We start from the raw sequence: 14,028 nt of genomic DNA on the forward strand, positions 1-14,028 counted from the left end.
CACATGTCATACGACGCGTTCGACCTGGCCGCCGAGCAGGCCGTCATCGGTGCCGCCCTGCTCGCCCCGCACCTGATGGCCGACCTCGCCGCCACCCTCGCCCCGTCCGACTTCGGCCGCCCGGCGCACGGCGTGTTATGGGAGTCGATGTGCGCCATGCACGCCGCTGGCACCCCGACCGACCCCATCACGGTGACGGCGCACCTGGCCGAGGCTGGCGACCTCGGCAAGGTGGGTGGTGCCCCGTACCTGCACACGCTGACCGCCGAAGTCCCCTCGGCCGCGAACGCTGGCCACTACGCCGCGATCGTGGCCGGGCACGCCAAGCGGCGAAAGGTCGCCGACCTCGGCACCCAGCTCGCCGCCCTCGCCGCCTCCGGCGCCGACGCGGCCGAGGTGGTGGCGACCGGCCGCGCGCTGCTGGACGACGCGGACACCCCGGGCGGGTGGTCGCCGTTGATCCCGCTCGGGCGTGGCCGGCACCTGCCGCCGTTCCCGGCCGAGTTGCTGCCCGGATGGCTCGCCGAGCAGGTGTTCGCGGTCGCAGAGTTCACGCAAACCCCGGTCGACCTCGCCGGGAGTATCGCCCTGGCGTGCCTGTCCACCGCCGCCGGCGGACGCGCCGAGGTGGAGGTCCGCGGCTCCTGGCGCGAACCCACCAACCTCTACACCGTCGTTGTCCTGCCGCCCGGATCCCGCAAGAGCGCCGTGTTCGCGGCGATGGTCGCCCCGATCCTGGCCGCCGAGAAAACCCTGATCGAGCGGGCCGCACCCGCGATCATCGAAGCCGAACTGATGGCCAAAGTCGCCGGGAAAGCCGCCGAGAAAACGGCCCTCGCCGCTGCCAACGCTGACCCGTCGGGCAGGGACACCCTGATCGCTGAGGCGACCGCGGCCGCGATGAACGCCGAAGCCATCACGGTGCCGGTCAAGCCCGTCCTGATCGCCGACGACGTGACCAGCGAAACCGCCACGTCATGGCTCGCCGCGCAAGGCGGCCGGCTCGCCGTTCTATCGCCGGAGGGCGGGATCTTCGCCACCATCGCAGGCCGGTACTCCGGCACCCCCAACCTGGAAGTGTTCCTGAAAGGCCACGCCGGAGACATGCTCCGCGTCGGCCGCCAGTCCCGCGACACCGAACACATCGACAAACCCGCCCTGACGATGGGTTTGGCCGTGCAGCCGGAGATCCTGCGCGACATCGCCTGCATGCCCGGCTTCCGGGGGCTGGGGCTGCTCGCCCGGATTCTGTTCGCCCTGCCAGAGAACACCGTCGGCCGCCGCAAAATCGGCGCCGACCCGATCCCCACCGCGGTCGCCGCCGACTACCTGACCAACCTCCACGCCCTGGTTCTCACCCTCGCCGAGTGGACCGACCCGGCCGTGCTGGTCCTCACCCCGGACGCCAACAACCTCGTGCTCGACATCGAACGCGCGGTAGAACCCCGGCTCGCACCCGGCGGGGCATGGGCGCACATCGTGGACTGGGGATCGAAGTACACCGGCGCCGTCGTACGGATCGCCGGACTGATCCACCTCGCCGAGAACCTGCGCGACGGCTGGGGACAACCGGTCAGCGCCGACACCATCGAACGCGCAGCGATGATCGGCGACTACTACGCCGCGCACGCCCTGGCCGCCTTCGACGACATGGGCGCCGACCAGAGCACCCGCAACGCCCGGCACGTGCTCGCCTGGATCGAACGCACCACCTCAACGGCCTTCACCAAGCGGGAGCTCTTCCGCGCCGTGCAGTCCAGCCAGCTCAAGACGATGGCCGACCTCGATCCCGTGCTCGCCGTCCTGGAAGCCCACGGCTACCTCCATAAGCTCGACCCGCCCGCCCCGAAACGGACCGGAGGCCGGCCACCGTCGCCCAGCTACCTCGTACACCCCGACGTGCACCGGCCTGCCGCAACCGTGCACGCGCTCGACGCTGCCCGGCGGGCCGCGTGATGGCCCTGACAGAACTGACACAACTGACACAACCCCACCCCGACCGAGGTTCTGTCAGTTCTGTCAGTTGTGTCAGGCCTGCTCCGGCCCTTGGCGACGCCGAGCCGAGGCCGAGACCGACCCGCTCAGAGCCAGAATCCGGCCTATCCGTTCCATATTTCAGCATTCAAATCATGGCTCTACAGCGCTCTCAGCGGCCCGCTAGGAGCCCACCCGCACCTGCACCTCCGCAGGCACTTCTAGAGAACCCCGAGACGACGAAACGCGCTCACAGCGCCAATAAGCACCGTGCCAGCACCATCGCCCGCATCGGAATGGGGAAAGCCGAAGTGGAAACGCAGAGCCCGGATTTCGTCTACACCGTCGCTGAGGCAGCACAGCAACTCAAAATCGGCCGTACCGCCATGTACGAACTCGTGATGAGCGGCCAAGTCCGCTCGGTCACGATCGGCCGGTCGCGCCGTGTTCCATCCAGTTGCATTGCCGATTACCTCACCCAGTTGCTGGAACAGTCCGCAGACGTCCCGGCCGCCGCCTAAAGGAGCTACGACATGGGCCGCAAGGCTAACGGTGAATCGACCATCTATCTCGGCAAGGACGGTAAATGGCACGGCCGCGTCACGATGGGCATCAAGGACGACGGTAGTCCCGACCGACGGCACGTCGAGCGAAAGACTGAGAAAGAAGTTACCCGGGAGGTCCGCAGTCTGGAACGAGAACGCGACTCCGGCAATGTTCGCAAGGCCGGACCGAAGTGGACCGTGGCGAAATGGTTGACGCACTGGGTGGAAACAATCGCCGCTCCATCGGTGCGATACAACACGATGGTGGGCTACCGGGCCGCCGTGTACAAGCACCTGATCCCCGGCCTGGGCGCGCATCGCCTGGACCGGCTGGAACCGGAACACTTGGAACGCCTATACGCGCGCATGATGCGCGAAGGTGCCGCCGCCGGCACAGCGCATCAGACGCACCGCACCGTCAAGACAGCGCTCAATGAAGCTCTACGGCGCGGGCACATCACACGCAACGTCGCCAGCCTGGCGAAAGCGCCACGGCTCGACGATCAAGATATCGATCCGTTCACGGTGGAAGAGGCTCAACGTCTCTTGGCTGTGGCAGCGACCCAGCGAAACGGCGTTCGGTTCGCTCTGGCGCTCGCTCTCGGGCTGCGGAAAGGCGAAGCGCTCGGGCTGCGGTGGAACCGTGTGGACCTCGACAAGGGAGTGTTGCGCACACCTAAGCAGCTACAGCGGCAGACGTGGCAGCACGGTTGTGCCGATCCGACAGCGTGCGGCGAGAAGCTTCACAAGAGGCAACCCTGCAAGCAGCCGTGCAATCGGCACACGCGAGCCTGCCCACCACCCTGTGATCCTGGCTGCGTACGGCACGCCATGAAGTGCCCACAGCGGCATGGTGGCGGCCTGGTCGAGGTCGACGTGAAATCACGGGCCGGCAAGCGTGCGGTCGGTATCCCGGCGCCGTTGCTCAGGGCACTGCGCGAACATCAGGCCGCGCAGGAAAAGGAACGGGAGGCGGCCGGCCCACTCTGGGAGAAAGGCGATTGGGTCTTCACCCAACCGAAGGGCCGGCCGATCGATCGCGGAGCGGACCAACGCGCATGGAAGGCCCTGCTGCAAGCGGCGGGGGTCCGCAACGCCCGGCTGCACGACGCCAGGCACACGGCCGCCACGATGCTGCTCGTCCTCGGCGTCCCGACTCGGGCCGTCATGGAGGTCATGGGCTGGTCGCAGATGTCGATGACGACCCGGTATCAGCACGTCACCGCCGAACTGGTCGCTGGCATCGCGCAGCAGGTTGAGGGCCTCCTATGGACGCCCGAGGCAGGCGCCGCGACGGACAACTGAGACGGCAACTGAGACGGCAGCGGGCACCAGTGATCTTGGTGCCCGCTGTTCGTGCTGGTGGGGTTGGGTGGGCGCGGTAGGTTTCGAACCTACGACCCCTCGCTTGTAAGGCGAGTGCTCTCCCACTGAGCTACGCGCCCGGTTCCCGTGGTAACCGGAGTGGTCATCGTACCCTTCCGGTTTGCCGCGCCCGGAGGGCCTAGAAGATCGTTTCTTTCAGGGTGTCCCGCCAGGTTCTCTGGTCGCGGCGGTTGCCCGGGGTCTGCTCGTCGGCGTAGCGGACCACGCCTTCCTTGTCGATCACGAAGGTTCCGCGGTTGGCCACGCCCGCCTGGTCGTTGAAGACCCCGTATGCCTGCGCCACCGCTCCGTGCGGCCAGAAGTCCGACAGCATCGGGAAGGTGAAGCCCTCGTTGTTGGCCCAGATCTTGTGGCTGTAGATCGAGTCCACGCTCACCGTCAGCACCTGCACGTAGTCGTTCGCGTACTGCGGGAGGTTGTCGCGGATCTCGGCCAGCTCCCCCTGGCAGGTGCCGGAGAACGCCAGGGGGTAGAACACCAGCAGGACCGCCTTGCGGCCGGCGAAGTCCGCGAGGGCGACCTCCTGGTTGTTCTGGTCCTTCAGCGTGAAGTCCGGCGCCTGCGTTCCCACCTCGATCGGCATGGGATCACGATAGCCGGGCGTACGTCGGATGGCCGGTCGCCCGTCTCTCGGGGCGCCGGCCGGCAGAAGTGCCGTAGCTACTTCTTCTTCGCGCCTCGCGGGGACACCAGCCGGGCTGCCGTCCAGTCCTTGCCCGCGTTCACCGTCGAGGTCTGCTGGAGGCCGGCGGTCTGCGCGGACTCGCTCACTTCACTCGGCTCGACGTGGCCTTCGCGGCCGGCCTTCGGGGTCAGCAGCCACACCACTCCGGTGTCGGCGAGCGGCCCCAAAGCATTGGTGAGCAGGTCGAACAGGTCACCGTCGCCGTCTCGGTACCAGAGCAGTACCGCGTCGACCACCTCATCGGTGTCCTCGTCTTCCAACTCCCCACAACGTTCGGCCAGGGCGTCACGGAGGTCTTCGTCGACATCGTCGTCGTAGCCCATCTCCATGACGACCGAGTCCGGTTCGATCCCGAACCGGTCCGCCGGGCTACGTACGCCGTCGGCCTGACCAGCGGTCGCGCTCACTGTCGAATGCCTCCTTGTTCCGTGGTCGGGACCGATGCCGGCCCCGGTCTGGGTAGTCCACACAGTTGTGGCTCTGCGCGCAAGTGGCGCACCGAGTGTGTGGCAATTTACCGCGCCAGCAGCGCGTGGGCACCCTGTGTGATGGCATCTTCCCCGATCAGGACCTGTTGTGCTGCCGGACCCAGGGGAACGAAGGAGTCCGCGGCGGCCACCCGGCTGGCCGCGCCGACGAATCCGCCGTCCACGAGAGCCGCCAGGATGCCCTCGCCGACGCCGCCCGAGCGTCGCGTCTCGTCCACGATCAGCACCCGTCCGGTCGCTGACGCCTCCCTGACCAGGTCGGCTGTGGGCAGCGGGGACAGCCAGCGCAGGTCCACCACCCGCGAGCCGTACCCCTGGGCCGCGAGCCGGGCCGCCACCCGCAGGGACATCGGCAGCCCGTTGCCGAACGTCAGGATGGTCAGATTGTCGGCCGACCCGATCGGGTAGGTCCGGGCGCGCCCGATCGGCGTGTGTGCGTTCGCCCACTCCAGGGGCCCCGCGTACGGCGCCAGCCACTCGTTGTCGCCCGGTTCGTACAGGTCCCGGGTGTGGTAGAGCGCGATCGGCTCCAGATAGACGCAGACGCTGCCGTCGGCCGCCGCGGCGGCCAGGCAGGCCCGCAGCATCGGTGCGGCGTCCGCGGGCCGCGCCGGCACGGCCAGGACCAGCCCGGGTACGTCGCGCAGCACGGCCACCGAGTTGTCGTTGTGGAAGTGGCCCCCGAAGCTCTGCTGGTAGGCCAGGCCGGCGACCCGCACGACCATCGGGTTACGGAACGCGCCCTTGGAGAAGAAGCCCATCGTGGCCGCCTCGCCGCGCAGCTGGTCCTCGGCGTTGTGCAGGTACGCCAGGTACTGGATCTCCGGGATCGGGAGCATCCCGGCCAGCCCGGCGCCCAGCCCGAGGCCCAGGACGGACGTCTCGTCGAGCAGGGTGTCGAAGACCCGCTCGGCCCCGAACCGGTCCCGCAGGTTCTTCGTGACGCCGTACACGCCGCCCTTGACGGCCACGTCCTCGCCGAACACGACCGCGCCCGGGGTGGCCAGCAGGGCGTCGGTCAGGGTGGCGTTGATGGTCTGCGCCAGGGTCAGCGGGCCGCCCTGCTCGGGCAGCCGGCCGCCGAAGGTGCGGGAGCGGGCGTGCGCGCCGGGGCCGGCGGCCCGGGTGGCGGCGTCGGCGATCGTCCGGGCCGTCCGCAGCGGGCGGCGCGGGGCCAGCGGGGCCATGACCTCGGCCGCGCTGGTCAGCTTGGGCTCGTTGAGCACCTCCTCGGCGACCTTGCGGACCTGCCAGCCCACCTCGTCGTAGCGGGTCAGCAGCTCCTCGACGCCGAGGGTGCCGCTCTCCACGAGCAGCCGGGCGGTGCCCACCAGCGGGTCGCGTTCCAGGTCGCGGGTGATCTCCTCGGCCGGGCGGTACGCCACCTCGGCGTCGGCGCCGGCGTGGCCCATGAGCCGGACCATGGTCAGGTGCAGCACGGCCGGGCGGCGCTGCTCGCGGACCCAGTCGGCGGCCTCACGCGCGGCGTCGTACGTGGCCGCCAGGTCGCAGCCGTCGGCGCTGAAGTAGCGGATGCCCGGCCGGCTGCGCAGCGTCCCGGCCGTCCAGCCGTCGGGCGACGGGACGCTGATTCCGTACCCGTTGTCCTCGCAGACCAGCAGCAGCGGCAACCGCTGCCCGGTGTGGTCGTACCAGCCGGCGGTGTTGAAGGCCGCGGTGGCGGTCGCGTGATTGACCGACGCGTCGCCGAAGGACGCCACCGCGACGGCGTCCGCGGGCCAGGGCGTCTGCTTGCCGCGGGCGATGCCGAAGGCGAGGCCGACGGCCCGCGGCAGGTGCGAGGCGATGGTGGAGGTGGTCGGGACGATCCGCAGGTCGGCGCGGCCGAAGACCTTGTGCCGGCCGCCGGCGATGGGCTCGGTGGCCGCGGCCACCACCCCGCGCAGCACGTCGCGGGCCGCCTCGACCAGCGGGTCCTTGCGGGACTCGTCGTCGCTCTCGACGCCGGCCTGCAGCGCGCGGGCACAGTAGAACCCGCCGGACCGGTAGTGCAGCAGCGCCGGGTCGTCCACCCGCAGGGCCGCCGCCACCGCCGCGTTCCCCTCGTGGCCGGACGAGCCGATCGTGTAGAAGCCCTCGTTGAAACTGCGCAGCCAGCGCGCGGCCAGGTCGAGGTGGCGGCTGGTGAGCTGGGCGTCGAAGAGCTCTCTGGCCCGGGCCCCGGTGAGGGCCGAGCCGTCGCGGACCGGTTCGTCGGGTGCCGGCCGCCGGCCGCTCGGCTGCAGGGCCGAGACGGCGTCACGAAAGCGCTCGTCGAGGTTCTGCGGGGTGGTCACGCGACCCAGCATTGCCGACCATGGCGAGCACCGCCACCGCGCGTGAGTGCCTTAGGACACTCGGTCGGATTTATGGCTGGTCTTCGATCTTTGGCGGGCGTAAGTTCAGAACGTACTGAACATTGGAAACAAGGGGAACACGTGGACATCAGCGCCGAGCGCCGCTACGCCGAGGAGGCCGGCGTCGTGCTGGCCGGCATGGGCATGCCCCTGGCGTACGGGAAACTGCTGGGCTGGCTGCTGATCTGCACGCCGGCCGCGCAGAGCGGCACCGAGATGGCCGCCGCGCTCGGGCTCTCCAAAGGCTCGGTCAGCGCCGGGCTGCGCATGCTCGAGACCGGCGGCCTGATCCAGCGCGTGGCCATGCCCGGGCGCCGCGGCTCGTTCTACGAGATGACCCCGGACGCGATGATGCGGGCCACCGGCTCGGAGAAGTTCACCCAGTTCCGGGAGCTGATGGACCGCGGTCTGCAGCTGGTCGGCGGCGGGGACGCCCCGGGCGCCGAGCGGCTGCGCACCACGCGCGACTTCTACGCCTTCATCGAGGCCGAGCTGCCCAAGCTCATCCAGCGGTTCAAGGACCAACAGAGAGGACGGAGTGATGGCTGACCTGGCCATCTCCACCCAGGACCTGGTCAAGACCTACGGCCGCGGCACGCGCGGCCTGGCGGGGCTCGACCTCGAGGTCAAGACCAATGAGGTGTACGGCTACCTGGGCCCCAACGGCGCCGGCAAGTCGACCACCATCCGCATCCTGCTCGACCTGATCCGAGCGACCAGCGGCACCGTCCGCGTGCTGGGCCTGGACCCGCGCGCCGACGGCGTGGCGCTGCGCCGGCGGATCGGCCACCTCGCCGGTGACTTCGTCGTCGACGGCCGGCAGACGTCGCGCCAGCTGCTCACGTACCTGGGAAATCTGCGCGGTGGCGTCCCGGCCGCGCGGATCGCCGAGCTCGCCGACCGCCTGGGTCTGGAACTGGATCGCCAGATCCGGGGTCTGTCCAAGGGCAACCGCCAGAAAGCCGGGGTCATCCAGGCCTTCATGCACTCCCCCGAGCTGCTGGTGCTCGACGAGCCGACCAGCGGGCTGGACCCGTTCCTGCAGCAGGAGTTCGTGCGGCTGGTCCAGGAGGCGCGGCGCGCGGGCGCGACGGTCTTCATGTCCTCGCACGTGATGAGCGAGGTGCAGCACACCGCCGACCGGGTCGGCATCATCCGCGACGGCCGGCTGGTCGCCGTCGAGAGTGTCGAGTCGCTGCGCGCGCACGCCCTGCGCAGCGTGACGCTGACCTTCGACGGTGCCTTCGACGCCGCCGATTTCGCGCGGGTGCCCGGCTTCACCGAGCTGACCGTGGCGGGACCGACCCTGCGCGGGCGGCTCGCCGGGCACACGGACGAGCTGGTCAAGGCCGCGTCGCGGTACACGGTGCGGGACCTGTTGTGCGAGGAGCCGGACCTGGAGGAGATCTTCTTCCACTACTACGCGCGGCCGGAGGCCGACCATGTTCCTGCGTGATGTCTACCCGAAGGCCCTCTGGGACGCCCGGCGGTCACTGCCGGGCTGGACGGTGGCAATCGCGGCGGTCGCTGTCATGTACGCGGCGTTCTGGCCGACGGTGAACTCGCCGCAGATGCACGACGCGCTCGCGGCGTACCCGGACGGCATGCTGGCCGCGTTCAACTCGGGCGACCTGGGCACCGCGCAGGGTTACCTGGGCGGTGCGGTCTACGGGCTGCTGGTGCCGCTGCTGGTGGCGGTCTTCATGATCGCCGCCGGCGCTCGCGCGGTCGCCGGGGACGAGGAGGCCGGGACCCTCGAGCTGGTGCTGGCGCATCCGGTGAGCCGGCGCGGGCTGGCCCTGCAGCGGCTCGGCGCGGCGCTGACCGGCATGGCGGTGGTCGCCGTGGTCCTGTTCGCTCTGCTGGTGGCCCTGCGAGCGCCGTTCGAGCTGGACACGGTGTCGGCCGGCGGCTTCCTGGCGATGAACGTGCACCTGGCGCTGTTCGGCGCGATGTTCGGCTCGCTGGCCTTCGCGGTCGGCGCGGCGACCGGCAGCAAGAGCCTGGCGCTGGGTGTGAGCGCGGGCGTCGCGGTGCTGGCGTACCTGGCGAACAGTGTCTTCCCGCAGGTCGCGGCCCTGGAGTGGACCCGGACCGGGTCGCCGTTCCACTGGTATCTGGGCGGCGAGCCGCTGACCAACGGTGTGCAGTGGGGTGGCGCGGCGGCGCTGGCGGGCACGGCGGTCGTCCTGGCCGCGGTGGGCGTGCTCCGTTTCGGCCGCCGGGACATCGGCGGGTGACAGTGCGGTGAACGGCTGCGCGGGCCGGCGGACGGGTGCTCAGCTGGGATCATGGCGGTGCTGGGCCGGCTCGCGCAGTGCGGGCTCTGGTTTGTGGTCGTGGGTGTCTGCTTCCTCGTCCTCGACCTCTATGGCTGAGCCGGCCCGCGGCGGAAAACCCAGGCAAGCCCGTTACGAGGCGTCGCAGCCCTGATGGCAGACTTCCCCGCTATGGACACCACGGTGATCACCGTCCGGACCGGGGACCGGCCGGTCGTCCGGGACATCACGGGCGAGGCCGAGCAGTTCGTCAGCGGCCGCGGCGACGGGCTGCTGCACGTCTTCGTGCCGCACGCCACCGCCGGGGTGGCGATCATCGAGACCGGGGCCGGCTCCGACGAGGACCTGCTCACCGCCATCGACGAGCTGCTGCCGGCCGAGGACAAGTGGCGGCACCGGCACGGCTCGCGCGGGCACGGCCGCGATCACGTCCTGCCCGCCTGGATCCCCCCGTACGCGTCCCTGCCGGTCATCGGCGGGCGCATCCAGCTCGGCACCTGGCAGTCCATCTGCCTGGTCGACCCGAACGGCGACAACCCGTCGCGCCAGGTGAGGTTCAGCTTTCTCGCAGGTTGACCTCAAGTTACTGCTCAGTACGTGTGTCGAGCGTCGCGTACCCGGACGGTAGGCGTGACGACAGACACCGCCAGGGGGCAGGATGGAACCATTCCCGTGCGGTTCACACGATGAGTCGCACGGTCCGACACCGACCAAGAGGAATGCCTGTGGCCACGGAACGCAAGCGCCCGGTGATCAGCGACGGCCTGCCGAGCCAGCTTCCGGACATCGACCCCGAGGAAACCAGCGAGTGGGTCGAGTCGCTCGACGGAGTCATCGACGAAGGTGGCGCCAAGCGCGCCCGCTACGTGATGTTGCGCCTGCTCGAGCGGGCCCGGGAGCGACAGGTCGGTGTCCCGCCGCTGACGTCGACGGACTACATCAACACGATCTCGCCCGAGCAGGAGCCCTGGTTCCCCGGTGACGAGTTCGTCGAGCGCCGGATCCGGGCGTACATCCGCTGGAACGCCGCGATGCTGGTGCACCGCGCGCAGCGGCCCGAGATCGGCGTCGGCGGGCACATCTCGACGTACGCGTCCAGCGCCAGCCTCTACGAGGTCGGCATGAACCACTTCTTCCGCGGCAAGGAGCACCCCGGCGGCGGCGACCACATCTTCTTCCAGGGTCACGCCTCACCGGGCATGTACGCCCGGGCGTACCTGGAGGGCCGGCTCAGCGAGAACGACCTGGACGGCTTCCGCCAGGAGCTCTCGCACCCGGGTGGCGGCCTGCCGTCCTACCCGCACCCCCGGCTGATGAACAACTTCTGGGAGTTCCCGACGGTCAGCATGGGCCTCGGCCCGCTGAACGCGATCTACCAGGCCCGGTACAACCGCTACCTGCACAACCGCGGCATCAAGGACACCAGCCAGCAGCACGTCTGGGCGTTCCTGGGTGACGGTGAGATGGACGAGGTCGAGTCGCTCGGCGCGATCGGCCTGGCCGCCCGCGAGGAGCTGGACAACCTCACCTTCGTCATCAACTGCAACCTGCAGCGCCTCGACGGCCCGGTCCGCGGCAACGGCAAGATCATCCAGGAGATGGAGTCGTTCTTCCGGGGTGCCGGCTGGAACGTCATCAAGGTCGTCTGGGGCCGCGAATGGGATTCGCTGCTCGCCGCCGACAACGACGGCGCCCTGGTCAACCTCATGAACGTCACGCCCGACGGCGACTACCAGACCTACAAGGGCGAGTCGGGCGCGTACGTACGGGAGAACTTCTTCGGCCGTGACCCGCGCACCCGCAAGCTGGTCGAGGGCATGACCGACGACCAGATCTGGAACCTCAAGCGCGGCGGCCACGACTACAAGAAGCTGTACGCGGCCTACAAGGCGGCCACCGAGCACACCGGCCAGCCCACCGTGATCCTGGCCAAGACCGTCAAGGGCTGGACGCTGGGCTCGCACTTCGAGGCCCGCAACGCCACGCACCAGATGAAGAAGCTGACCCTGGACGACCTCAAGCAGTTCCGGGACCGGCTCTACCTCGACATCCCGGACAAGCAGCTGGAGGACAACCCGTACCTCCCGCCGTACTTCCACCCGGGTGAGAAGTCCGACGAGATGCAGTACATGCTCGAGCGCCGCAAGGAGCTGGGCGGTTTCGTGCCGAGCCGGCGCACCAAGCACAAGTCGCTGGCGATCCCGGAGTCGAAGACCTTCGGTGACGTCAAGCGCGGCTCGGGCAAGCAGAAGGTCGCCACCACGATGGCCTTCGTCCGCCTGCTCAAGGACCTGATGCGCGACAAGGAGTTCGGGGCCCGCTGGGTGCCGATCATCCCGGACGAGGCGCGCACGTTCGGCATGGACTCCCTCTTCCCGACCAAGAAGATCTACTCGCCGCACGGCCAGACCTACACCTCGGTCGACCGCGAGCTCTTCCTGTCGTACAAGGAGTCGACGAGCGGGCAGATCCTGCACGAGGGCATCAACGAGGCCGGTTCGACCGCCAGCTTCATCGCGGCCGGCACCTCTTACGCCACCCACGACGAGCCGATGATCCCGCTGTACATCTTCTACTCGATGTTCGGCTTCCAGCGCACCGCCGACGAGCTGTGGGCGGCGGCCGACCAGATGACCCGCGGCTTCCTGCTGGGCGCGACCGCCGGGCGGACCACGCTCAACGGCGAGGGCCTGCAGCACGAGGACGGGCACTCGCTGCTGATCGCGGCGACGAACCCGGCCGTGGTGGCGTACGACCCGGCGTTCGCGTTCGAGATCGCGCACATCGTCGAGAACGGCCTGCACCGGATGTACGGCGAGCACCAGGAGAACGTCTTCTACTACCTGACCATCTACAACGAGCCGATCCTGCAGCCGGTGGAGCCGGACGGGGTCGACGTCGAGGGTCTGCTCAAGGGCATCTACCGCTATGCGGCGGCGCCCGAGACCACCGGCCCCAAGGCGCAGATCCTCGCCTCCGGCATGGGCATGCAGTGGGCGCTCAAGGCTCAGAAGCTGCTCGCCCAGGACTGGGGTGTGGGCGCGGACGTGTGGTCGGTGACGTCGTGGACGGAGCTGCGCCGCGACGCCGTCGAGACCGAGGAGCACAACCTGCTCAACCCCGGTGACGCGCCGCGCAAGCCGTACATCCGGACCAAGCTGGAGGGCACCGAGGGCCCGGCCATCGCGGTCAGCGACTGGATGCGGGCCGTGCCCGACCTGATCAGCCGCTGGATCCCGAACGACTACACGTCGCTGGGCACCGACGGCTTCGGGATGAGCGACACCCGGCACGCGCTGCGCCGCCACTTCCACGTGGACGCGGAGTCCGTCGCGGTGGCCACGCTGCGCCAGCTCGCACTGAGCGGCAAGATCCCGGCGCACGTGCCGGCCGAGGCGGCTAAGAAGTACGCGATCGACGACGTCAACGCCGCCCCGGTGGGCGAGACCGGCGGCGACAGCTAGGTGTACTGACCCGGGACGTTGGTGACGGGAGATCTTGAAGTAGGTGAGGGCCTTCGGGTTCGGTGTGGATTGCGACGTCCCTCCGACCTGCCGGAGGCCCTCATGCCCCACCGTAATGCACCCTTGACCGAGACCGGCCGACTGCGTCTGGCCCGCTGCGTCGTCGACGACGGCTGGCCGTTGCGCAGAGCCGCGGAACGCTTCCAGGTCAGCACAACAACCGCGAAACGCTGGGCCGACCGCTACTGCAGCCACGGCCCGGCAGGCATGACTGACAGGTCCTCACGACCGCACCACAGCCCGGCTCGGACCCCGGCACGCACCGAACGCCGCATCATCAAAGTCCGGGTCCAGCGTCGGTGGGGACCCGCCCGGATCGCCTACCTGCTCGGCCTGAACCCGGCCACGGTCCACCGCGTCCTGACCCGCTACCGATTGGCCCGGCTCACCCACCTCGACCGGGCCACCGGCCAGGCCGTGCGCCGCTACGAACACCACGCCCCCGGCGAGCTGGTCCACGTCGACATCAAGAAACTCGGCAACATCCCCGACGGCGGCGGCCACAAAATGCTGGGCCGCGCCGCCGGGCAACGCCGCCGCTCAGCCCACCGCGACCCTGCCCGACCCCGCACACTGAGCAACCGACCCAACCTGGGCTACCAGTACCTGCACAACGCCGTAGACGACCACTCCCGGCTGGCCTACACCGAAATCCTGCCCGACGAGACCCGGCAGAGCGCCGCCGGCTTCTGGCAACGCGCCCACGCCTTCTTCGCCGCCGCCGGCATCACCGTCCAGCGCGTGCTGACCGACAACGGCGCCTGCTACCGCTCCCACCTCTGGCGTGACA

At 69.6% G+C, this 14,028-nt stretch carries 12 protein-coding genes and 1 tRNA gene; 9 read left to right on the forward strand and 4 right to left on the reverse strand.

Features of this window, described 5'->3' with window-relative positions:
- Positions 1-3 precede the first annotated feature (3 nt).
- The 3 genes from ACWEOZ_RS23310 to ACWEOZ_RS23320 all read left to right on the forward strand — a co-directional run bounded on the left by ACWEOZ_RS23310 (position 4) and on the right by ACWEOZ_RS23320 (position 3,824).
- Positions 4-1,956, forward strand: a complete 1,953-nt coding sequence (locus ACWEOZ_RS23310) for a DUF3987 domain-containing protein (RefSeq protein WP_451912786.1) — start codon at positions 4-6, stop codon at positions 1,954-1,956.
- Between the two features lie 173 nt (positions 1,957-2,129).
- Positions 2,130-2,495 carry a helix-turn-helix domain-containing protein gene (locus ACWEOZ_RS23315; RefSeq protein WP_451912787.1) on the forward strand — a complete coding sequence of 122 codons (366 nt, stop codon included), beginning with the start codon at positions 2,130-2,132 and terminating at the stop codon, positions 2,493-2,495.
- Between the two features lie 12 nt (positions 2,496-2,507).
- On the forward strand, positions 2,508-3,824 hold the full coding sequence (locus ACWEOZ_RS23320; RefSeq protein WP_451912788.1) for a tyrosine-type recombinase/integrase: 1,317 nt from the start codon (positions 2,508-2,510) through the stop codon (positions 3,822-3,824).
- A 68-nt stretch (positions 3,825-3,892) separates the two neighbouring features.
- On the opposite strand, the gene ACWEOZ_RS23325 is transcribed toward ACWEOZ_RS23320, so the two are convergent.
- The 4 genes from ACWEOZ_RS23325 to ACWEOZ_RS23340 all read right to left on the reverse strand — a co-directional run bounded on the left by ACWEOZ_RS23325 (position 3,893) and on the right by ACWEOZ_RS23340 (position 7,387).
- Positions 3,893-3,964: transfer RNA gene (locus ACWEOZ_RS23325), tRNA-Val, on the reverse strand.
- A 59-nt stretch (positions 3,965-4,023) separates the two neighbouring features.
- Positions 4,024-4,488 (reverse strand): peroxiredoxin, encoded by a 465-nt coding sequence (locus tag ACWEOZ_RS23330; protein ID WP_451912789.1) that lies wholly within the window; start codon positions 4,486-4,488, stop codon positions 4,024-4,026.
- Between the two features lie 77 nt (positions 4,489-4,565).
- Positions 4,566-4,997 carry a DUF3052 domain-containing protein gene (locus tag ACWEOZ_RS23335; protein WP_360820325.1) on the reverse strand — a complete coding sequence of 144 codons (432 nt, stop codon included), beginning with the start codon at positions 4,995-4,997 and terminating at the stop codon, positions 4,566-4,568.
- Positions 4,998-5,104: 107 nt separating this feature from the next.
- Complete coding sequence (locus tag ACWEOZ_RS23340; RefSeq protein WP_451912790.1) at positions 5,105-7,387, reverse strand: thiamine pyrophosphate-dependent enzyme; 2,283 nt, start codon at positions 7,385-7,387, stop codon at positions 5,105-5,107.
- A 129-nt stretch (positions 7,388-7,516) separates the two neighbouring features.
- Here ACWEOZ_RS23340 and ACWEOZ_RS23345 point away from each other — a divergent pair, with 129 nt between their 5' ends.
- From ACWEOZ_RS23345 to ACWEOZ_RS23370, 6 genes are all read left to right on the forward strand, one after another.
- Entirely contained in the window at positions 7,517-7,984 is a 468-nt protein-coding gene (locus tag ACWEOZ_RS23345) for a GbsR/MarR family transcriptional regulator (protein ID WP_451912791.1), read from the forward strand.
- On the forward strand, positions 7,977-8,891 hold the full coding sequence (locus ACWEOZ_RS23350; protein WP_451912792.1) for an ABC transporter ATP-binding protein: 915 nt from the start codon (positions 7,977-7,979) through the stop codon (positions 8,889-8,891). Before ACWEOZ_RS23345 ends, ACWEOZ_RS23350 begins: the two co-directional genes overlap by 8 nt.
- Complete coding sequence (locus ACWEOZ_RS23355; RefSeq protein WP_451912793.1) at positions 8,878-9,675, forward strand: ABC transporter permease subunit; 798 nt, start codon at positions 8,878-8,880, stop codon at positions 9,673-9,675. The genes ACWEOZ_RS23350 and ACWEOZ_RS23355 overlap by 14 nt, the downstream gene beginning before the upstream one ends.
- A gap of 210 nt (positions 9,676-9,885) precedes the next feature.
- Complete coding sequence (locus ACWEOZ_RS23360; RefSeq protein ID WP_360548456.1) at positions 9,886-10,290, forward strand: YjbQ family protein; 405 nt, start codon at positions 9,886-9,888, stop codon at positions 10,288-10,290.
- Between the two features lie 149 nt (positions 10,291-10,439).
- Positions 10,440-13,178 carry a pyruvate dehydrogenase (acetyl-transferring), homodimeric type gene (gene aceE / locus ACWEOZ_RS23365; RefSeq protein ID WP_451912794.1) on the forward strand — a complete coding sequence of 913 codons (2,739 nt, stop codon included), beginning with the start codon at positions 10,440-10,442 and terminating at the stop codon, positions 13,176-13,178.
- Between the two features lie 102 nt (positions 13,179-13,280).
- The coding region (locus ACWEOZ_RS23370; protein WP_451912795.1) for an IS481 family transposase at positions 13,281-14,028 on the forward strand (748 nt) is incomplete at its 3' end.

The sequence above is a fragment of the Actinoplanes sp. NPDC004185 genome, from assembly GCF_053603475.1.

What these genes read in the sequence shown, in the direction of transcription:
- ACWEOZ_RS23310 (WP_451912786.1), top strand. Translation starts at nt 4, where the DNA reads ATGTCATACGACGCGTTCGACCTGGCCGCCGAGCAGGCCGTCATCGGT.
- ACWEOZ_RS23315 (WP_451912787.1), top strand. Translation starts at nt 2,130, where the DNA reads ATGGCTCTACAGCGCTCTCAGCGGCCCGCTAGGAGCCCACCCGCACCT.
- ACWEOZ_RS23320 (WP_451912788.1), top strand. Translation starts at nt 2,508, where the DNA reads ATGGGCCGCAAGGCTAACGGTGAATCGACCATCTATCTCGGCAAGGAC.
- ACWEOZ_RS23330 (WP_451912789.1), bottom strand. Translation starts at nt 4,488, where the DNA reads ATGCCGATCGAGGTGGGAACGCAGGCGCCGGACTTCACGCTGAAGGAC.
- ACWEOZ_RS23340 (WP_451912790.1), bottom strand. Translation starts at nt 7,387, where the DNA reads ATGCTGGGTCGCGTGACCACCCCGCAGAACCTCGACGAGCGCTTTCGT.
- ACWEOZ_RS23350 (WP_451912792.1), top strand. Translation starts at nt 7,977, where the DNA reads ATGGCTGACCTGGCCATCTCCACCCAGGACCTGGTCAAGACCTACGGC.
- ACWEOZ_RS23355 (WP_451912793.1), top strand. Translation starts at nt 8,878, where the DNA reads ATGTTCCTGCGTGATGTCTACCCGAAGGCCCTCTGGGACGCCCGGCGG.
- ACWEOZ_RS23360 (WP_360548456.1), top strand. Translation starts at nt 9,886, where the DNA reads ATGGACACCACGGTGATCACCGTCCGGACCGGGGACCGGCCGGTCGTC.